Consider the following 21,735-nt stretch of genomic DNA (forward strand, 5'->3'; position numbering starts at 1 on the left):
CAGGCTTACTCATTAATCACTTTTATCGGAGATATAATTATGACTCGCTACCTTAATATAAGATCTAGGTTTCTGAAGAGTTGGAAGTTGGCAACGTCTCTAGTACTTTTTTCCACCTTGCTGGCTTTCTCCTCCTATTCTTTTTCACAAAACCTGTTGACCAATCCCGGCTTCGAAAGCGGTACCAGCGGTTGGACGCTGGGCGGGGACGCGTCGGCCCAGTTTACCGAGTCCAGCGGGCGCAGTGGCAACCGCTTAACCCACTGGTCGTCGAGTTCTTCTTATACGGCCGAGACCAAACAAACGGTAACGGGACTGGCGGCGGGGAACTACCGCCTGTCCGTTTACACCGTCGGCGGCGAAACCAGCGGAGCCTGGCTCTGGGCCTACTGCGATGGCCAGCGCTTCTCAACCCCCATTCCCTCCAGTCCCTGGGGCAGTTGGGCCCAGGTTGTCGTTGACAATATCCCGGTGAGCGGCGGCAGTTGCGAACTGGGAATAACGACCGAAAACAGCGAGTGGAGCAGCTTCGACGATGTGGTTTTTGAATGGGTGTCCGGCGGTGGCCCCGGCGAGCTTGTGATCGAGGAAGCCACTGGCTTCTGTAGTGTGGACGGCTCGGTCGACAGCAACCACTCAGGCTACAACGGCAGAGGCTTCGCCAACACCGACAACGCCACGGGCAACGGCGTCGAGTGGCGTGTTCAAGTGCCCGCGGGCGGGAGCTATGAGCTGGAATGGCGCTACGCCAACGCCTCGGACAACAACCGTGCGGGCAGTGTTGTGGTCAATGGCAACAGTGTAGCGACGGTGGATTTCCCCTCCACCGGCGCCTGGGAGACCTGGGCTGTGGCGAGTGCGACCATTTCCCTGGACGCCGGCGAGAACACCATTCGCCTGGAGGCAATTTCCGGCGAGGGACTGGGTAACATTGATTCGTTGACCGTCACCGGCAACAGTCCGCAGGCGATCGATTGCGGAAACAATTCCGGTGATGGGTATCCACTGGGCAACCCACCCGTTCCAAGTAGCGGTTGCGGTCAGTCCCCCGGTCTGGCGAGCGGTGCCCACACGATGACGAGTGCAGGCTACAACCGAGAGTACATTCTCTCCCTTCCAAGCAACTACGACGCGAACAAGCCCTACCGACTGATTTTCGGGATGCACTGGGCGAATGGGAGTGACGAAGCTGTGGCGGGCTGGTCACAGTGGTTCGGCCTTAAAGCGCTCGACACAGGGAATAACACCATCTTCGTTGCACCTAACGGATATAACGAGTGGTGGTCAGGGAGCGACGACCGCGACCACATCTTCTTCGATGATCTGAACGCTCACCTCGCATCCAACTTGTGCATCGATAAATCGAGAATCTTCTCCGTCGGGTTCAGCCTGGGTGCAATGTACACCAATGGCCTGGCGCAAACGCATCAGGATGTTCTGCGAGGCGTCGTGGTGTACGCTACCGCCGACTACAACATCTACTTCCCGGAGAATACCGGCAAGCCCCTCGCTTATATGGGGGTTCATGGCCTGCATGACCCGACCTGCCCCATCTCATCAGGACGGCGGTCGAGAGATCGGTTCGTGGCGAACAACGCGTGCGCGACACCTGGTTCCGTACCTGAGGCCTGGGACGGAGGCCCCCACGTCACCTACGACTACGATTGCCCGGACAATTACCCCGTGCGCTGGTCCACTTTCGACGGAGCACACACCTATCCGCCGAACAATGAGCCTATCGGGTCGTCATGGGTGCACGATGAGACGTGGGAATTCATCACGCAGTTCTGATACGCGAATTGGACGCCTGGTTCCCCGGCGTTTACGCCGGGGAATCTGTAAACAAACTTTACCTCCGCGCTGTATGAAACAAAGATTTATGAACCAAACCATCTCAAAAGCATTTCAGGCTTCGCCCTCGCCGCCGTCCGTGGTAAAACAGAGGCTCGCTCGAAACGGCTTTATCTTGACATATACCGATGCCGGCACGGCCGGAATTTTCATTTCGGCAATTGCAAGCGGAAGTGCCCAAGGCCCTCGTGAAGAGCACGATAATTACGAAACTCTTTACCAAATTATAGGAACGCTATTGACGGAAAAGCAGCTGGTGATTACTCATGAAAGAGTGTTTGCCAGCTTATCGTGCCAGCACGATTTACTTTACCAAAGACAGCAAACGCTACCTCGCTACGGCATTGATCCCAATATACCTGTGACACTGATCCACGGATGCCCTCCGTGGGGTGCCGGGCTGGCAGGCGCCCTCTTTCATGCTGTACCGGGGAGCATCGCGAAACCGGAAACCCTGGAAATTCATGGTACCCCAGTGGGTCGAATCTGGTCCTCGGGTATTGTCGACTACGCAATGTTGCAGTTTGGGAGGAACACAGGATTATCATCCCAACTTGATCTCGAAGCGAACGAGGTATTCCTGGCCGCTGCCAGCGCCCTGGTCGACAATGGTTTTTCGTTCACTGACGTGACCAGAACCTGGTTCTACATTCACGACATCCTCGATAACTATCAGCTATTCAATCAGGTGCGGGACAAACACTACACCGATTTTCGATTGGCAAAAAAATCAGGTGCGCCACTCCGCCTGCCAGCAAGCACCGGTATAGGGGGCACCTCGGCAAACCGCTCTGCTCTCGCGGCGGACTTCCTGGCTGTAAAGCCGATATCCAAAGATACGGTTAGACAGCTCAGTAACCCGGCGCAGAAGGAGGCGTTCCATTACGGCGCTTCATTCTCAAGGGCAGTTCTGATTCAGGAGCAGACCGCCGATATCATCCAAGTTTCCGGTACTGCATCTATAGGCGAAGATGGCCGGACCCTTCATCCAAAAGACGGTGCATCACAAATCGCTTGTACACTGGACAAGCTTGAGACGCTATTGGAAACCGTTTCTGCGAGTCTGAATCAGGTCGCTACCGCCAATGTATTTCTCAAAGATCCAGCATTGTGGGATATCTTCCAGAGAATCGCCAGGAAACGTGGCCTTGCTGAGTTTCCCGGCGTGCCGGTGATTGCTGATATCTGCAGGGATGATCTCCTTTTCGAGATCGACGCCGAAGTCGTGGTGCCAAAAACTGGAACAAAAAAATGCGCTTATTAAAAACAACATCAATCCTGTGCCTTGCAGCCGTAAGCTTGTTGTTGGTCTGGAGTTGCTCAAAAAGCGTTTCGACTAACGGGCAGGCGGAGGCCTCATCCGATCAGCTCGGTAAGCTGACTATTGAATATCCCCTGGACGGGGCAATGTTCCCGCTTGAGATAGCACCCTCGACTTTTATATGGAACGATGACTCCGGCGAAGCAGATACATGGCTTGTTCGGGTGGCGCGCGAGGGGGAAGCTCCCATCGTCGAAAAGCAGGTTACCGAACAGAGCTGGAAGCCCAACACTAATGTGTGGGAAGCGATCAAAGTCGCGGCACTGGAAAAGCCGGTCTCAATTATTGTACAGGGCGGCCGCAGAGTTGACGGGAAGCACAATCATGATAGCTGGGTGTCGAGCGACGAGGTATCAATCCGGGCCTCAGATGACCCGGTAGGAGCACCTATCTTCTTCAGGGAAGTTCCGCTACCGTTTGACTATGCCAACAAGTATCCGGAGAAAATTCGCTATCGGCTCGGTTATGTTTCTGAATCACACGAATCGCGAGTGTTAATGGACAACCTGCCGCTTTGTGGAAATTGCCACTCGGCCTCCGATGACGGCCGCACTTTCGGTATGGATATCGATTATGCCAACGATAAAGGTTCATATGTTATTACTGAGCTGGAAAAACACACTGACCTGACTCCCGATAAAATTATCACCTGGAGTGACTACAAACGAGAGGATGGAACCCTTACATTCGGGCTTCTATCGCGTGTATCGCCAGATGGGAATCACGTCGTAAGTACTGTGAAAGATCGTTCGATTTTTGTCGGACTTCCGGAAAACCTGGCCTACTCGCAGCTGTTCTTTCCTATCCAGGGTATCATAGCGTCGTACCACCGCGAGACAGGCGAATTCAAGGCGCTTCCGGGCGCTGACAACCCCGAGTATGTGCAAAGCAATCCTTCCTGGAGCCCCGATGGAGAAACGCTGTTCTTTGCACGATCACGCGCTCACCAGCTCGAGAACGCGGACGATTATACCTCCGCTATAATCCCGAAAGAAGCTGCGTCCGAATTTTTGAGTGATGGCAAAAAATTCAAGTACGATATTTACAAAATTCCCTTCAACAACGGCGAAGGTGGCGAGGCCGTTCCATTGGAAGGCGCTTCCAACAATGGTAAAAGCAACTATTTCCCCAAGGTTACGCCCGACGGCAAGTGGGTTGTGTTTACTCAGGCCGAAAGCTTTATGCTCCTACAGCCGGATAGCCGCCTGTACATAGTGCCCGCCGAAGGAGGGGTGGCGCGGGAGATGAATGCCAATACTGTCGAAATGAACTCTTGGCACAGCTTTTCGCCGAATGGCCGCTGGATGGTGTTTTCGTCCAAAGCGCGTGGCCCTTATACGCAGCTATGGCTCACCCATATAGATGAAGACGGCAATGATACTCCGCCAGTTTTGCTGGAGCACCTAATGACGGAAGATCGGGCAGCCAATATACCGGAATTCCTGAATGTAGAGCCCGACAGTATCGAGAAGCTTGTAGATCAATTTTCAGAGGGTGGGAACTACCACTATCGAGTTGCCAAGAATCTACTCCGGTATGGCGAGCTTGAAGACGCTCTCCGATTGCTTGACAAAGCGGCTGAAATACAACCTGACAATCCGGATGTGTTTCTGGAACGCGGTGCGCTTCATTCGCAGCTCAATAACGACGATATGGCTATGCGCGATTTTAAGAAGGCTATAGCGATCGCCCCCACAGACTTTCGAGGCCCCTTTAATCTGGGTCTGGCGAAGGAGTTTATCGGGGATCTCGACGGAGCACTGGAAAGCATCAATAAAGCAGTTGAGTTGAATCCAATGAATTTCAACATAATCGCCAAGCGCGGTCTCCTGCAACAGAAAATCGGAAAACTCCAGGATGCTGTAGCAGATTTTGACAAGGCGCTGGAGTTAAATCCGAAGTCGGCGGACCTATTCAATCTCAGAGGGGATATCAAACGGGAAGCCGGTGATTTCGAAGGTGCCTTTCGCGACTTTGACAAAGCTATAGCCTTGAAACCGGATTTAGGATCGGCTTGGCTAAACCGAAGCTTTGCTTACCTCAGTCAAAATGAGTGGAAAAAAGCAAGGAATGATCTTGATGAGGCGAGAGTGCACACCCCGGAAGCACCCCTGGGATATGTGATTGAAGCACTTGTCGCTTTTAACAGCAGGGATCATGAAAAGGGTTGTTCGGTGCTGGAAGCGGCAAAAAGCAAAGGACGCGCTATGGGCGGCTATCAAAATCAAGTGGAACATATGTTTCAGCAGGCCTGTATTCCGCAGGCGTAATACGATTACCCCCTTCTATCGGAGATAGAATAATGACTCGCTATATAAATGTAAGGTATAAATTCCTGCAGATCTGTAAGTTGGCAATATCCCTGGTACTTTTTTCCACATTGCTGACTTTCTCGTCCTTCTCCTTTTCACAAAACCTGTTGACCAATCCCGGGTTCGAAAACGGTACCGACGGTTGGATTCTGGAAGAGGACTCGTCGGCCCAGTTTACCGAATCCAACGGGCGCAATGGCAACCGTTTGACCCACTGGTCGTCGAGTGCTTCCTACACGGCCGAGACCAAACAGACGGTAATGGGGCTGGCGGCGGGAACCTACCGCTTGTCCGTTTACACCGTCGGCGGCGAAACCAGCGGGGCCTGGCTCTGGGCCTACTGCGACGGCCAGAGCTTCTCAACCCCCATTCCCTCCAGCCCCTGGGGCAGTTGGGCCCAGGTAGTCGTTGACAATATCCCGGTGAGCGGCGGCAACTGCGAGCTGGGCATAACGACCGAAAACAGCGAGTGGAGCAGCTTCGACGATGTGTTCTTCGAGCGGGTGTCCGGCGGTGGCCCCAGCGAGATTGTGATCGAGGAAGGCATTGGCTTCTGTGACGTAGACGGCTCGGTCGACAGCAATCACTCAGGTTACCACGGAAGTGGTTTTGCCAACACGACGAATGCCACGGGCAATGGAGTGAACTGGCAAATTGAGGTCGGCCAGGCGGGCACCTACAGCCTGCAATGGCGCTATGCCAATGGCGGCGCGAATGGACGCCCCGGCGAGGTATCGGTTGACAACCAGACGTCGTCCCACGGTGTGGCGTTTCCGGTAACCGGCAGTTGGACAAGCTGGGCGAACAGCGAGGCACTTGAACTATGGCTCGACCAGGGTACGCACACCATCCGCCTGCAAGCCACCGCTGCCGAGGGACTGGGCAATATCGATTCCTTGAGTATCGCGGGGCCCGGCATCGTCAGCGGCCATGAGTGTGGGAGCAGCGACGCCATTACCCTCTGGATGGCTGGAGATTCCACCGTGATGAATGGTGGATCCTCTTGTCCACACGGATGGGGCCGCGACTTTGCAGATTACTTCAATAGCAATGTCAGTGTACAAAACCTCGCGGTCGGCGGACGCAGTGTCCGCACCTGGCTTTACGATGTGCAATCCAGTTTTGGTAGTGACGGGGAGTGTATTCTCAGTACCGACTCCAGCGGGAATCCGATCCTGCAAGACCGCTGGCAAACCGCGCTGTCCGGCATGAAAAGCGGTGACTATCTATTTATCCAGTTTGGTATCAATGACGGTTCCAGCTCCTGTCCGCGACACGTCGGTTCCAATGCATTTATGCAGGCCTATCAAATGATGGCCGAAGCCGCTCGCGCAAGAGGCGCAACGCCGATATTTATCACACCGGTATCAGCGGTCCGCTGTTCCGGCGACACGGCTGTGGCATCACGCGGATTTATATCGGAAACCTTTGATTCAGGTGCAAATCTGAGCGTACCCGTCATTGACCTGCACCAACGCAGCATTCAGCTGTATAACGAACGGAATTTCTGTCCGATTCCGGGGGGTGGCGATGTATCGGAAAGCACTGGCGGAGCGGTCGGCGCCTTCTTCTGTAACGACCATACCCATTTCGATACCAGTGGAGCCTATGATATTGCCGGTCTCGTGGTCCAGGGGCTCCGCGACCTGAACCTTCCTCTGACCCAACACTTGAAGAATGATACCTCAACCCCGGTAAATGTTTTCCTGGCCGGTGACTCCATCGTCTCCAGTTATACCGATACCTCGAGCCCCAATGATATGGCGGGCTGGGGACAAATGTTGCCGGAGCAATATAACGCCAATGTCAACATTTATAACCATGCAATCGGGGGGCGTACTGCGCGACGCTTTATTGAGGAAGGACGCCTCGACGCCATCTGGGAAGAAGCCAATCCAGGCGATTACCTGTTGCTACAGTTTGGCACCAATGACAGCCACAGAACCGCCACCTATACCATCAACGGACAAACCATTCCCTACTATCTGGACCCGAATACCGATTTTAAGTCCTACTTGCTGCAATACATAAACGGTGCCCGTGCGCGAGGAATCAACCTGGGCTTCGTCACGCCGACGCCCAGGAACTCGGCCTACTGCACCGGTGGAAATGGCACCGGAGCCTGGGCGCAGGCAATGCGGGAACTTGCATCGGTAGAAGGCATTTCACTGATCGACTTGAACCAGAAAACCGTGAATCACTTGATGGCAATCTGTCCATCACCGACGCCGGAGGATTTCTTTTTCGTGCGTGCCAACGGATCGATCGACGGCACGCACTTCCAGGAGAATGGCGCACGTAATCTTGCGCGTTTCGTTGCGGATGGCATCGGCGAAGCGGGCATGGCGTTGAACGGCTATCGAAAGTAGAAATCACGAGCATAAACAGCTGCGGCTGTTTATGCTTTTGAAACGGGGTAGAAATGCTTTCCGAAACGATTGCCGAATTTAACACGAATCATCAAGCGCAAGCTCACCGATCAACCACTCTTATCGGAAATAGAACAATGGCTCGTTATACATATATCAGATATAGATTTGCGCAGATCTGGAAATTGGCAATATCGCTAGTACTTTTTTCCACCTTGCTGGCTTTCTCGTCCTTTTCCTTGTCACAAAACCTGTCCTAATTACCACCTAAGCTAAGCCGAGTTTAAGCAATCTTTCCGGCATTGGTGGAGTCCGGAGAGAGGCGTAGATAAGCCGGGGAATGAGCGCGCAAAGATCGAATCTGCGGTTGAATCGGTACTGGAATTCCGCCAGATAGCGCTGCGCATATTTAGGCCGGATTGCGTGGTAGGTACTGCGCAAAGCGCTCTTTAAATTGCCGAGTACAGTATTCACCCAATAGAACTCGGGCTCTTCAACGGAAGCGCGGCCACCACCACAGACAATCTTATCGTGTGCGCAACCTGCTTCAGTGACGGCATTGAAACACGCGAGGCCATCCGAGATGACAGTGCTGCCTTCACTCAGATGGCGCTTACTCCAGGCGGAAATCTCGGTGCTTCGGAAACCCTTGATGATGGAGAGCTTGATCCGGGATGGCTGGCCTTCCTTGGTGGTTTCAACAGCGGCAACAAAGGGTGTCTTGCCGTCAGCGCCGCGTCCTGGCTTGCATCCGGTACGCTCGCCGCCAAGATAGGCGTCATCCAGCTCGATGAAGCCGGACAGCTTGTAGTGCTGGTCCCGCTCCAGCATTACCTGCATGAGCTTCTGCTTCATGCGCCAGGCAGCGTTGTAGGAGATACCCAGGTGACGGGCCAGCTCCATGCAGGAGATGCCCTTCTTATCCTGGGTAATGAGGAAGATACCAAGAAACCAGGTGGTAAGGGGTAGCTTGGTGGAGTCGAAGATAGTGCGCGAGGTTATCGACGTCTGGCGGCGACATCGGTTGCACTGCTTCAGCTTGCGGTGAGACAAGTCGCAATACTTGTCATGCCCGCAGTGGGGACAGCGGAATCCGTCTGGCCATCGCCACCGGCAGAGCGCATCGAAGCACTGGTCCTCGGTTCCGTGCTCCTTGAGGAATTTGGTCAAACTGATGCCCTTCTGGAACTGTACCTTGTTGCGAGCCATGGCGGATTCCCTTGCAGATCAACGAGATAACTGTATTTATATACAGGTAATCGTTACTTAGCAAGAGTGGTAATTAGGAAACCTGTTGACCAATCCCGGGTTCGAAAACGGTACCAACGGTTGGACACTGAACGGGGACGCGTCGGCACAGTATACCGAATCCAACGGACGCAATGGCAACCGTTTGACTCACTGGTCGTCGAGTTCTTCCTACACGGCCGAGACCAAACAGACGCTAATGGGGCTGGCGGCGGGGACCTACCGCCTGTCGGCCTACACCGTCGGCGGTGAAACCACCCAGGCCTGGCTCTGGGCCGACTGCGACGGCCAAAGCTACTCAACTCCCATTCCCTCCAGCCCCTGGGGCAGTTGGTCCCAGGTAGTCGTTGACAATATCCAGTTGAGCGGCGGCAGTTGCGAGTTGGGCATAACGACCGAAAACAGCGAATGGAGCAGCTTCGACGATGTGGTCTTCGAGCTGGTAGCTTCCGGGGGCGACACCGAAATTCTGCTCCAGGAAAACACCGCGGGCTTTTGCGGCGTGGACGGTTCGGTCGACAGCAACCACGACGGCTTTACCGGCAGCGGTTTTGCCAACACCGACAACGCCGCGGGCAACGGCGTTGACTGGAAGATCGAGGTGCCGAGCAGCGGCAACTACACCCTGGCGTGGCGGTACGCGAACGGCGGCTCGACCAACAGGCCCGGCAGCGTGCAGGTCAACGGCTCGAGCGCAGCCACAGTGGATTTTCCCTCCACCGGCGCCTGGACCAGCTGGACGTCCGCGGGCGCGACCATTGCCTTGAGCGCCGGCGACAATACAGTTCGCCTGCAGGCTACCACCAGTGCGGGACTGGGCAATATCGATTCCTTAACCGTGACCGGCAACAGTCCGCAGGCGGCCAACTGCAGCGGTTCAAACCCAGGCGGTCTGACGAGCATTGAGCTGACACCGCTAATGGGTGTCGGCTGGAACCTCGGCAATTCCCTGGAAGCCATTCGCGGTGAAACCGCCTGGGGTAATCCGGTGGTGACCAGCCAGCTGATCAATTCGGTCAAAGCAGCTGGCTTCAACACCATTCGCATTCCCGTGGCCTGGAGTCAGTTCTCCAACGCACAGAATTTCACCATCAGTTCAAGTTGGATGAACCGTGTTGAAGAAGTGGTGAATTACGCCCTGGATGCGGACATGTACGTGATTCTGAACAACCACTGGGATGAAGGCTGGATGCAGCCGACCTACGCCCAACAGGACTACGTCAACAATCGTCTCGCCATCATGTGGACCCAGATTGCCAACCACTTTGCGGACTACGATCATCGGCTTTTGTTCGCCGGTTCCAACGAAGTGATGGTAGATGGCGACTATGGTACGCCTACCCAGGAGTATTACACCGTGCAAAACAGCTTCAACCAGACGTTTGTTGATACTGTGCGCGCTACCGGTGGGTTAAATCCAACCCGTTACCTGGTGGTACAGTCGTTTAATACCAATATTGATCATGCGATCGACTTTGCTGTTATTCCGGAAGATACAGTCCAAAACCGCCTGTTCATGGAAGTACATTTTTACGACCCGTACAATTTCACCCTGAACGCCAATAGTGGAATTACTCAATGGGGTTCCGGTGCGACAGATCCCAGCAAGACCGAGTCCTGGGCTCATGAATCTTATGTGGATTCTCAATTCAATCGCATGAAAACGCATTTCGTGAATAACGGAGTAGGTTTGATTCTCGGTGAGTATGGCGTGATTTCACGCCCTAATGTTTGGGACCATGAACAATATAGAGTTTACTGGAATGAGTATGTCACTCAGTCAAGCGTCAACCATCAGATGGTCCCTGTGTATTGGGACAACGGCTATGCAGGCGACGGTGGCATGGCGCTATTTGATCGCAACAATGGCAATTGGCTGTATTCAGATCTCATCAACGCAATCGTTAACGTACAGTAACGGCAACTAAATAGGTTGTCGGATCAATGCGGCACAGGGATGTGCCGCGCCGGCCGCGGGCCCTTGGAATGCAAGCAACTCCGAGCTGTTGCGCGGGGCGGCCATCCGCTAGACTTTCAAGGGCGACAATTAAATAGATCAAGGATCTCCAGACAACGGGACGGGTAGCCCAACACCAACAGACGGGATATGGACTTTCTGCGAGCGTTGCTCGATGAGTTCAACAACTCATTGTGCATCGACCAAGCCTTTAAAGAGCGCGTTACGCAGCACCTATCCTGCGATGCGGCCAAAAGATGCACGGCGCTACCTGACGGAATTCCAATACGTTTCCTAATTACCACCTAAGCTAAGCCGAGTTTAAGCAATCTTTCCGGCATTGGTGGAGTCCGGAGAGAGGCGTAGATAAGCCGGGGAATGAGCGCGCAAAGATCGAATCTGCGGTTGAATCGGTACTGGAATTCCGCCAGATAGCGCTGCGCATATTTAGGCCGGATTGCGTGGTAGGTACTGCGCAAAGCGCTCTTTAAATTGCCGAGTACAGTATTCACCCAATAGAACTCGGGCTCTTCAACGGAAGCGCGGCCACCACCACAGACAATCTTATCGTGTGCGCAACCTGCTTCAGTGACGGCATTGAAACACGCGAGGCCATCCGAGATGACAGTGCTGCCTTCACTCAGATGGCGCTTACTCCAGGCGGAAATCTCGGTGCTTCGGAAACCCTTGATGATGGAGAGCTTGATCCGGGATGGCTGGCCTTCCTTGGTGGTTTCAACAGCGGCAACAAAGGGTGTCTTGCCGTCAGCGCCGCGTCCTGGCTTGCATCCGGTACGCTCGCCGCCAAGATAGGCGTCATCCAGCTCGATGAAGCCGGACAGCTTGTAGTGCTGGTCCCGCTCCAGCATTACCTGCATGAGCTTCTGCTTCATGCGCCAGGCAGCGTTGTAGGAGATACCCAGGTGACGGGCCAGCTCCATGCAGGAGATGCCCTTCTTATCCTGGGTAATGAGGAAGATACCAAGAAACCAGGTGGTAAGGGGTAGCTTGGTGGAGTCGAAGATAGTGCGCGAGGTTATCGACGTCTGGCGGCGACATCGGTTGCACTGCTTCAGCTTGCGGTGAGACAAGTCGCAATACTTGTCATGCCCGCAGTGGGGACAGCGGAATCCGTCTGGCCATCGCCACCGGCAGAGCGCATCGAAGCACTGGTCCTCGGTTCCGTGCTCCTTGAGGAATTTGGTCAAACTGATGCCCTTCTGGAACTGTACCTTGTTGCGAGCCATGGCGGATTCCCTTGCAGATCAACGAGATAACTGTATTTATATACAGGTAATCGTTACTTAGCAAGAGTGGTAATTAGGATACGTTTTAACCACAGATTCGACCTGTGCGCGCTTACTCCTCGGCTTGGCTTACCTTAGATGGTAATTAGGTAAATGAATGGCCAAACAGCGCCCAAGATACCGCAGTGCACGCCCCTTGAAAGTAGTATTATTTATATTATATAAACTGGACCGGTCGCCACATTCACCACGATACGTGGCCGGGCGCGCTCCCGGTGGGCCAACTTCGCTATCTCAACCATCTCGCGATACCATAAAAATTCCGGCGGTGTCGGCGCATCTACCGGGAGCCCGCCTGAGCCAGTACCGGACGTCCAGCATTGTGGATTCGGGTTCGCACTGGGAGAATGCCGGCAATGCGGTTTTTTCCCGCTACGGAACAAAAAGAACACTTTTCGGAATGGCCATTGGCCGAGGTCGGCGTTTGGGAGCACCCCAAGCCTTATTGCGGCCAACGGCCACTCCTCTCCTCCAGAGCACGGAAAAACTTGAGAGAAACCGATGAGAAAAATACTAATCAAAAACGTCGCTGTCATCCTTGTCATCCTTCTGGCCGCATGTGGAAAGCCGGCCCAGGAGGCCAAAACAAAACCGAAATCGGAAACCGGGGCGGTACAACTGTCCGTCGGCCAACCGCAAAAACTGAACCGCAGCAGCTGGCAGTTTATGCGCTCGGACAGCCGGCTCAGCCTCGAGCAAGCCCTGCAGTCCGGTAACTGGCAATCGGTCACCCTGCCCCACACGCCGCGCATCGAACCCCGGGTCGTCGACGACCAATGGCAGGGCGACGCCTGGTACCGGCTGGATATACCATTCCGCAGCGAATGGAGTGGCAAGAAAGTTTATATCGATTTTGAAGGCGCAATGAACTTGGCCGAAGTCTGGCTGAACGGCAAAACGATCGGAAGCCACGCGGGCGGCTACCTGCCCTTCACCGTGGAACTCACAGACCAGTTGCGGGCCGGCGGCAACCGGCTGCTGGTGCGCCTGAACAACCGCGACAACCAGGTTACCGGCCCCAAGCCGCTGGCCACCCTGGACTTCAATATGTACGGCGGCCTCTATCGCAACGTCTGGCTGCGCGCGGAAAACCCGGTGCATATCACCGACGCGGTCCACGCCGGCGAAGTGGCCTCCGGCGGTATCTTTGTCCGCTACCCGCAGGTTTCCAAAGACGCGGCACGGGTCGAGGTGCAGACCCATATCCGCAACGGCGCCCACGCGGAATCCCTGCGCGTGGTGCACCAACTGCTGGACGGAGGCAAGGTTATCACCCGGTCCGAACAAGAGGTCAGCGGCGCCGGCCGGCAAAGTGTGACCGACCGACAGTCCTTTTCGGTAGCACAGCCGAAACTCTGGTCCCCCTCCTCCCCGGAACTGTACACCCTGCACACCCGGGTATTTGCCGGCGACTTGCTGGTGGACGAGGAAGACACCCGCATCGGCATCCGCGAATTCCGCCTGGAAAACGGCGAGCTGTTTATCAATGGCGAAAAGACCTTCCTGCGCGGGGTGAACCGCCACCAGGAATACCCCTACGTGGGCTACGCTCTGTCCGATGCTGCCCAGTACCGGGACGCCGCGCTGATCAAGGCCGCCGGCTTCGACTATGTGCGCCTCTCCCACTACCCCCACTCCAAGGCGTTTATACTCGCCGCAGATGAGCTTGGGCTGGTGCTGCTGGATGCGATTCTCGGCTGGCAGTACTTCAATGACACGCCGGAATTCAGGAACCACGCGGTGCAGACCTGCCGCGACCTGATCCGCCGCGACCGCAACCACCCCTCGGTGCTGGCCTGGGAGTGCTCGCTAAACGAATCCCAAATGCCGGAGCCGTTTATCGACCGGTTGCACGCCGCAGTGCACGAGGAGTTTCCCGGAGACAACGTCTACTCTGCCGGCTGGAAGCCTTACGGATACGATATCTACCTGCAGGCGCGCCAGCACCGCCTCGACCACTACAAGGAGCCGACCAAGCCCTATATCGTGTCCGAGTACGGCGACTGGGAGTATTACGCGATGAACGCCGGCCTCAACCAGGACAACTGGGGCGACCTGCTGCAGGCGGACAGATCCAGCCGCCAGTTGCTCGGCGACGGCGAGAAGCGCTTGCAGCAGCAGGCCCTGAACCTGATGGAGGCCCATAACGACAACTTCAACACCCCCGCCTTCGCCGACGGCTACTGGGTGATGTTCGATTACAACCGCGGCTACGCCGACGACCTGGAGGCCTCGGGGCTGATGAGCATCGAGCGGCTGCCCAAGTTCAGCTACTACTTCTACCAGAGCCAGCGCGACGCCGACGACTTCGCCGGCCCGCTGGCGGGCGGCTACATGGTGCATATCGCAAGCCACTGGCAGCCGGGCTCGAGCAACAGCTTCTATGTATTCAGCAATGCGGACGAAGTGGAAATCCAGTTGAACGGCGAGCCGGTCGCGCGCAGCGCGCCGAATTCCCGCTTCACCAACCTGAAGCACCCGCCCTTCCATTTTCAGTTGGATGAGTTCGTGCCCGGCATCCTGGAAGCGGTCGCTTACGCTGGCGGAAAAGAAGTTGCCAGGCATCGGCTCGTCACGCCCGGCGCAGAAGCAGCGGAGCTGCAACTGGAAGTGAACACCGCCGGTGTGGCACCGGTGCCGGGCGCCAATGACCTGCTGTTCGCCTATGCGCGACTGCTCGACAAGGATGGCAACCATACCCATATCAATGGCACAGCAGTACACTTCGAAGTGTCCGGCGATGCCAAACTGGTATCCCCGGCCGCCGTCGACAGCGAAGACGGCGTGGCCGGCGCCCTGATCCGCCTGGGCACCAACCTGGAAAGCGTCAATGTGAGCGCGAAATCCGCACAGCTGGCCCCAGCCGAGACAGCTCTCAGCCTGAATTGAACAGGCCTCAAGACTACGGCAACATGTATTCACATGATGGGTCTGGCGGCGGCCCCTTTCCCCCGGCACTTATCAGGCGGGCTGTGCCAGGAAGATCGGGCCTCGCTCGCGGACCCCAGCCCTGCCACTCCTTCAGCAATGCAAGTAAAATTCAGAAAGACGGGCACATCGTGAGAGCTTTTATCCTGGCACTACTGCTTTTCCTCGGCGATGTCACCCACGCGGCAGACCAGACGGAGCCGCCGTTTGATTTCGAACGCACCCTCGCCATAGTGCAGCCCACGGAAAACGGTTACATAATCAACCAGCGCCCCGCCAGTCGCGCCGACTACACCGGCAACTTCGACCGACAGGGTTTCGTTCTTCTCTACCGCACCCTGGAGCCCTATCTCTACCTGCTCCAGCTACAGGAAAAGCCGCAGCCTTCACAGCGTGGCGCCGCCGACTGGCAACTGATTTTTGTCAATCCGGAGGCAACCCAGCGCTACTTGATTGGCGACCACTGGTTCGGTGACGGGCGCCGTTGGGTGAACATGGGGACAGAAGACTACAACCGCCTGGCAACTATGCTCACAGAACGCCTGCACGCCCCCGCCAACCCGGGAAGCAGCGAAGGCTATATCGAGCGTATGCAAAAGCGGTTCAGCCCGGAAGAGGTGCTGCCCTTTCCGGAATATGCCGGCGATGTGCCTATACCCGAAACGTCGCCCGGCAGGGCCGAAGAAACTCCGGTCAGTGAAACATTCACCATCCGAAGCTCCGGGCGCTCACCAGCGGCAGGTTCCGTCAAAGCCGAACGGGTTGAAATGCCCGATTTCGACAGTGTGGCATCTGAGCGGGAAGCAACCACTTCACCCTCAACCAAAACCCCACCTCTGAATCGTCCATCCGAAGCACCTGAACGCACTGTGGTCGACTCCGCAGGTAACCGCCGAAAGAATGAAACCCCTAACTTATGGCCGTGGCTTCTAGCCATAGCTGCGCTCGCTTTTGCTTTTATTCGGACAGGAAATAACAGCTGAGTCATAATTCGGGCGAGCGCGCGGCCACTGGCAGCGCACCTTGTGCAGTGCCACCCAAATTGATGGTAATCAAGCAGTCTCGGCGATTCTGCCCTCAATCATCTGCAGCGCCTCGCCGACCCTGTCTCACCCCAGTGAAATTCGGATGAGCTGCCGCTCCCGGCTCGACGCAATTCGCATACTGTATATAGTCTTATTTATAATATATATTTGCGGCAAACTCGCTCCATGGGAGCGGTACCAAAATCCCCCGAGCAAAAAGCAAATCATACCTTGCCATTTGCAAAAGGCATATTTATCATATAAAAAAATAGAACAGTCACCGAGCCGGAGAACCGTGACTCTCCGCCACAATTGAGCCAGTTTTCATGAGCGACAACAAAAAACCCAAACGCCGCAGCCAGCTGAGCTACGGCAAGCTGGACAAGGACGGCTTTATCCACCGCTCCTGGATGAAGGCACAGGGCTACCCGGACCACTGTTTCGACGGCCGTCCCATCATCGGCCTCTGCAACACCTGGTCGGAAATCACCCCCTGCAACTCGGGCCTGCGCGAGCTGGCGGAATACGTCAAGCGCGGCATCTGGGAGGCCGGCGGGGTACCGCTGGAATTTCCGGTGACCAGCCTCGGCGAGACCCAGATGCGCCCCACCGCCATGCTGTTCCGCAACCTGCTGGCGATGGACGTGGAGGAATCCATCCGCGGCAATCCCATCGACGGCGTGGTGCTGCTCGGCGGCTGCGACAAGACCACCCCGGGGCAGCTGATGGGCGCGGCCAGCGTCAACCTGCCGACCATCGTGGTCTCCTCCGGCCCCATGCTCAACGGCAAGTTCCGCGGGCGCGATATCGGTTCCGGCACCGACGTGTGGAAGTTCTCCGAGGCGGTGCGCGCCGGGGAAATGCCCGTGGAGGACTTTATTGCCGCGGAGAGCGGCATGTCCCGCTCCCGAGGCGTATGCATGACTATGGGCACCGCCTCCACCGTCTCCAACCTGGTGGAGGCCATGGGCCTGTGCCTGCCATACAACGGTTCGCTGCCGGCGGTGGATGCGCGGCGCCAGGCGCTGGCGCATATGAGCGGGCGCGAGATAGTACGTCTGGTGGAAGAGGATATCCGCATCCGGGATATCGTTACCAAGGAATCCCTGATCAACGCCATCAAGGTCAACGCCGCCGTGGGCGGCTCCACCAACTCGGTGATGCACCTGCTGGCCATCGCCGGGCGCCTGGAGGTCGAGCTGGAACTGGAGGACTTCGACCGCTACAGCCGCGACCTGCCGCTGATCGTCGACCTGATGCCCTCCGGCCGCTTCCTGATGGAAGACTACCATTACGCCGGCGGCCTGCCCGCGGTGATGAAGAAGATCGCCCCCCACCTGGAACTGGGCGCCACCACCGTCAGCGGCGTGACCCTGGGCGAGCAGATCGAATCCGCCGAGTGCTATAACGACGAGGTGATCCGCAACCTCGACAACCCGGTGCGGGACAACTCCGGCATCTGGGTGCTGCGCGGCAACCTCTGCCCCCAGGGCGCCATCATCAAGCCCAACGCCGCTTCCCCTGAACTGCTCAAGCACACCGGCCGCGCGGTGGTGTTCGAATCTATCGAGGACTACCACGCGCGCAAGGACCTGCCGGAGCTGGATATCGACGAGAGCTGCATCATGGTGCTCAAGGGCTGCGGCCCCAAAGGCTATCCGGGTATGCCGGAAGTGGGGAACATGGCCCTGCCAAAAAAGCTGCTGGAAAAAGGGGTAAAAGACATGCTGCGCATCTCCGACGCGCGCATGAGCGGTACCGCCTTCGGCTCGGTGATCCTGCACGTGGCACCGGAAGCCCACGCCGGCGGGCCGCTGGCAGTGGTGCGCGACGGCGACCTGATCGAATTCGACGGCGAGGCGCGCAGCCTGAACCTGAAAATCTCCGACGAGGAACTACAGGCGCGACTGGCCGAGTGGCTGAACAACAAACCGGAATCGCCCTACCAGCGCGGTTACGCCAAGCTGTATGTGGACACAGTATTGCAGGCGGATAAAGGAGCCGACCTGGACTTTCTGGTCGGCGGTTCCGGCGACGAAGTTTCCAGAGAATCCCACTGATGAACAACCCAACGGGAAATATTTCAAGCGATACCGGCGAATTGGTGGCGGTGGACTGGGGCACCAGCAGCTTCCGCCTCTCCCTCCTCGACGGCGAAGGGCGATTACTGGAACAGCGGGTTTCCGGCCGCGGCGTGGGGCAGATGCGCCGGGAAGAGCTTCTGCCCTTTCTGCTCGGGGAAATTGCCAAATTGCCCGGCCGCGCACGGACACTGCCTGTCATTCTCTGCGGAATGGTCGGCTCCACCATCGGCCTGCAGAATGTGCCCTACCAGCCGTGCCCGGTGGACCCCCAGCAACTGGCCGCCTCCCTGGCGCCGTTGGAAAATGCGGACCTCAATGCCCGTATAGTTCCCGGTCTCAGCACACGCACCGCCGGTGGCGAACTGGAAGTGATGCGCGGCGAGGAAACACAGATTGTCGGCTGGCTGGCGCAGGCCTCGGAAGAGGAGCGCCGGTCGAGCTGGCTGTGTCTGCCGGGCACCCATGCAAAGTGGGTGAACATTGAGAAGGGCGAGGTGCAGCAATTCAGCACCGCTATCACCGGGGAACTCTACGCGCTGCTCAGCAATCACAGCGTGCTGGTGCAGGGCGACCAGAAGTTCTCCCGCGAGGCATTCGATTCGGGAGTCGCCACCAGTGACGAAAACCCCGACCTTGTTTTCAATCTCTTCTCCGCACGAACCCGCGTACTGGACCAGCGGCTGCCGTCTTCCGAAGCCGCGGCCTATTTGTCAGGGCTGCTGATCGGCAGCGAGATCCGCGCGCGCCTCGACCTGGCATCCGCTGCCCCCGGCGCGGATTCGACGGTCCACCTGATCGGCGACCTGCACATCACCGAACTCTACCAGCGGGCCCTGGCCCACCGGGGTATCGGCAGCCGCCAATACGAGGGCGCAGACCTGGCGCTGAACGGTCTGCGGCAACTCTATCAACAGAGCAGAAAACATGACTGAACAACCGATCGTGGCAACGGGTGCGCCGCACCTGCCGATGGTGGCCATCCTGCGCGGCATCACCACCGCGGAAATAGTTCCTGTCGCCGAGGCGATTTACCAGGCGGGTTTCCGCTATATCGAAGTTCCACTCAATTCACCGGACCCGCTGGACACCATCGCCAAACTGGTGGAGCACTTCGGCGATCGCGCCTGCTGTGGTGCGGGCACGGTGACCACTGAGCGGCAGGCGGAGGAAGTGGCCGCGACAGGTGCGCGCCTGATTGTTTCGCCGAACTGCAACCCGCGGGTGATCCGCCGCAGTCTCGAGCAGGGAATGACCGTGATGCCCGGCATCCAGACTCCCACCGAAGCCTTCGCCGCCATAGAGGCGGGTACAGAATATTTGAAACTCTTTCCCGCCGCCCACCTGGGGCCGGAATACGTAAAACATCTCAAGGCGGTGCTGCCGCCGGAAATCCGCCTGCTCGCGGTGGGCGGGGTGCATCTGGACAATATGGCGGACTTCCTCCGCGCGGGCGTCCACGGCTTTGGCATCGGTGGAGATCTCTATAAGCCGGGACGAACGGCGGAGGAGGTGGCGGAATTGGCGGAACGCTATATCCGAAAATTTTTAGAATTCAAATAGAACCGTAGGATGGGCAAAAGACCGCGAAGCGGTCGTGCCCATCACCCGGCGCCAATTGATGGGCACGTCGCTGCGCTCCTTTGCCCATCCTACGGCTGACTGAACAAATAATAGATAGAGCAATTACATAATAACGAGGTAAATCATGGCGATGACAAGTCTGGACCTGGCGGTATTCGCCGGCTACTGTATTCTGCTTCTGGGCTTCGCCTGGTGGATATCCCGGGAGAAGGCCGGCCACCAGCGCAACACTTCCGACTATTTTCTGGCGAGCAATGCGCTGCCCTGGTGGGCCGTAGGCACTTCACTGATCGCCTCGAACATTTCCGCCGAGCAGATCATCGGCATGACCGGTTCAGGTTACGCCATCGGCCTCGCCATCGCCTCCTACGAGTGGATGGCAGCCATCACGCTGATCATTATCGGCAAGTATTTCCTGCCCACCTTTCTGGAACAGAAAATCTATACCATGCCCCAGTTCCTGGAGCAGCGCTTCGACCACCGGGTGCAACTGGTAATGGCTTTCTTCTGGCTCGCCGTCTACACCTTCGTCAACCTCACCGCGGTACTCTACCTGGGCGCGCTGGCGATCAAGACGATTACCGGTGTGGAGATGTTCTACGGCATGCTGTTCCTGGCCGTTTTTTCCGCCGCCTACTCCCTTTATGGCGGTCTCAAGGCGGTGGCGTTTACCGATATCATCCAGGTGACGCTGCTGGTATTCGGCGGCCTGATGGTCACCTACCTGGCCCTGGATACCATTGCCGATGGCCAGGGGGTGTTCGCCGGTTTCGGTATATTGCTGGAACGGGTACCGCAGAGTTTCGACATGATTCTCTCCCCGGAGCACAAAGATTATGTCAGCCTGCCGGGAATCTCCGTGCTGATCGGTGGCCTTTGGGTGATGAACCTGTCCTACTGGGGCTTCAATCAGTACATCACACAGCGGACGCTGGCCGCGAAAAGCCTCCGCGAGGCGCAAAAGGGCATAGCCCTGGCCGCCTTCCTCAAACTGCTGATGCCGATACTGGTGGTACTGCCAGGCATCGCCGCGCTGGTACTGGTACCCAACCTGGAGAAGCCGGACCAGGCCTACCCGGAAATGATGAAACTGGTTCCCGCCGGACTGCTGGGGCTTACCTTCGCCGCGCTGGTTGCCGCCATCGCCTCGTCCCTGAGTTCCATGGCCAACAGCGTGTCCACCATTTTCACCATGGATATCTACCGCCAACTGGCCGGGACCCAACGCAGTGAAAAACACCTGGTGCTGGTCGGCCGCACCGCCGCACTGACCGCGATGGTGGTGGCGATGGTGATCGCCGAGCCGCTGCTCGGCAAGCTCGACCAGGCTTTCCAGTATATCCAGGAATTCACCGGCTTCTTCACCCCCGGCGTGGTGGCCATTTTCCTGCTCGGATTTTTCTATAAAAAGGCCAACGCCCTGTCGGCACTGGTTGCGGGTATCGGTTCCGTAGTGCTGTCGGCATTGGCTCGTATCTTCTGGCCGGAACTGCCGTTTATGGATCGGGTGGGGCTGATATTCGTCGCCTGCCTGCTGCTCGGCATGCTGGTGGCGGGAAAGGAGAAAAATCCCAAAGCCATCGAAACAGGCTCGGTGGACTACTCCACCAGCAGCGGCTTCAACCTTTCCGCACTGTGCATCAGTCTTATTCTCGTCGCCCTCTACTACACCTGGTGGTAAGGGCCACAGGGAAACCCCCATCGCTGTAAGCGCATCTTTCAGCCCCTGCCAGCAGGGGCTTTTTTTTGCCC

At 56.9% G+C, this 21,735-nt stretch carries 13 protein-coding genes; 11 read left to right on the forward strand and 2 right to left on the reverse strand.

What is annotated here, in order from left to right; all coding sequences use genetic code 11:
* Positions 1 to 87: 87 nt before the first annotated feature.
* The 4 genes from PP263_RS10395 (at position 88) to PP263_RS10410 (ending at position 7,853) form a co-directional block, all read left to right on the forward strand.
* Positions 88 to 1,791, forward strand: a complete 1,704-nt coding sequence (locus tag PP263_RS10395; RefSeq protein ID WP_308368360.1) for a carbohydrate-binding protein — start codon at positions 88 to 90, stop codon at positions 1,789 to 1,791.
* Positions 1,792 to 1,879: 88 nt separating this feature from the next.
* Complete coding sequence (locus PP263_RS10400) at positions 1,880 to 3,115, forward strand: hypothetical protein (RefSeq protein WP_308368361.1); 1,236 nt, start codon at positions 1,880 to 1,882, stop codon at positions 3,113 to 3,115.
* Entirely contained in the window at positions 3,103 to 5,442 is a 2,340-nt protein-coding gene (locus tag PP263_RS10405) for a tetratricopeptide repeat protein (RefSeq protein WP_308368362.1), read from the forward strand. Before PP263_RS10400 ends, PP263_RS10405 begins: the two co-directional genes overlap by 13 nt.
* 110 nt (positions 5,443 to 5,552) lie before the next feature.
* Positions 5,553 to 7,853 carry a GDSL-type esterase/lipase family protein gene (locus tag PP263_RS10410; RefSeq protein ID WP_308368363.1) on the forward strand — a complete coding sequence of 767 codons (2,301 nt, stop codon included), beginning with the start codon at positions 5,553 to 5,555 and terminating at the stop codon, positions 7,851 to 7,853.
* A gap of 267 nt (positions 7,854 to 8,120) precedes the next feature.
* Here PP263_RS10410 and PP263_RS10415 read toward each other — a convergent pair whose 3' ends face one another.
* A complete protein-coding gene (locus PP263_RS10415; protein WP_308365347.1) occupies positions 8,121 to 9,062 on the reverse strand; it encodes an IS1595 family transposase in 942 nt (313 codons plus the stop codon).
* Between the two features lie 85 nt (positions 9,063 to 9,147).
* Here PP263_RS10415 and PP263_RS10420 point away from each other — a divergent pair, with 85 nt between their 5' ends.
* On the forward strand, positions 9,148 to 11,019 hold the full coding sequence (locus PP263_RS10420; RefSeq protein WP_308368364.1) for a cellulase family glycosylhydrolase: 1,872 nt from the start codon (positions 9,148 to 9,150) through the stop codon (positions 11,017 to 11,019).
* Positions 11,020 to 11,363: 344 nt separating this feature from the next.
* Here the strand turns inward: PP263_RS10420 and PP263_RS10425 are convergent, their stop codons facing one another.
* Positions 11,364 to 12,305 carry an IS1595 family transposase gene (locus PP263_RS10425; RefSeq protein ID WP_308365347.1) on the reverse strand — a complete coding sequence of 314 codons (942 nt, stop codon included), beginning with the start codon at positions 12,303 to 12,305 and terminating at the stop codon, positions 11,364 to 11,366.
* Positions 12,306 to 12,866: 561 nt separating this feature from the next.
* On the opposite strand from PP263_RS10425, the gene PP263_RS10430 reads away from it, so the two are divergent.
* From PP263_RS10430 to PP263_RS10455, 6 genes are all read left to right on the forward strand, one after another.
* Positions 12,867 to 15,254 (forward strand): glycoside hydrolase family 2 TIM barrel-domain containing protein, encoded by a 2,388-nt coding sequence (locus tag PP263_RS10430; RefSeq protein WP_308368365.1) that lies wholly within the window; start codon positions 12,867 to 12,869, stop codon positions 15,252 to 15,254.
* A gap of 170 nt (positions 15,255 to 15,424) precedes the next feature.
* Positions 15,425 to 16,276 carry a hypothetical protein gene (locus PP263_RS10435; RefSeq protein ID WP_308368366.1) on the forward strand — a complete coding sequence of 284 codons (852 nt, stop codon included), beginning with the start codon at positions 15,425 to 15,427 and terminating at the stop codon, positions 16,274 to 16,276.
* A gap of 368 nt (positions 16,277 to 16,644) precedes the next feature.
* A complete protein-coding gene (locus PP263_RS10440) occupies positions 16,645 to 18,378 on the forward strand; it encodes an IlvD/Edd family dehydratase (RefSeq protein WP_308368367.1) in 1,734 nt (577 codons plus the stop codon).
* The gene (locus tag PP263_RS10445; protein WP_308368368.1) at positions 18,378 to 19,334 is read left to right on the forward strand and encodes a 2-dehydro-3-deoxygalactonokinase; all 957 of its coding nucleotides are present in this window, start codon (positions 18,378 to 18,380) and stop codon (positions 19,332 to 19,334) included. Before PP263_RS10440 ends, PP263_RS10445 begins: the two co-directional genes overlap by 1 nt.
* Positions 19,327 to 19,962: a 2-dehydro-3-deoxy-6-phosphogalactonate aldolase gene (locus tag PP263_RS10450; protein WP_308368370.1), complete on the forward strand. Its 636-nt coding sequence runs from the start codon at positions 19,327 to 19,329 to the stop codon at positions 19,960 to 19,962. Before PP263_RS10445 ends, PP263_RS10450 begins: the two co-directional genes overlap by 8 nt.
* Before the next feature lie 145 nt (positions 19,963 to 20,107).
* Complete coding sequence (locus tag PP263_RS10455; RefSeq protein ID WP_308368371.1) at positions 20,108 to 21,664, forward strand: sodium/sugar symporter; 1,557 nt, start codon at positions 20,108 to 20,110, stop codon at positions 21,662 to 21,664.
* Positions 21,665 to 21,735 lie beyond the last annotated feature (71 nt).

The sequence above is a fragment of the Microbulbifer sp. TB1203 genome (genome assembly GCF_030997045.1).
GTDB lineage: Bacteria > Pseudomonadota > Gammaproteobacteria > Pseudomonadales > Cellvibrionaceae > Microbulbifer.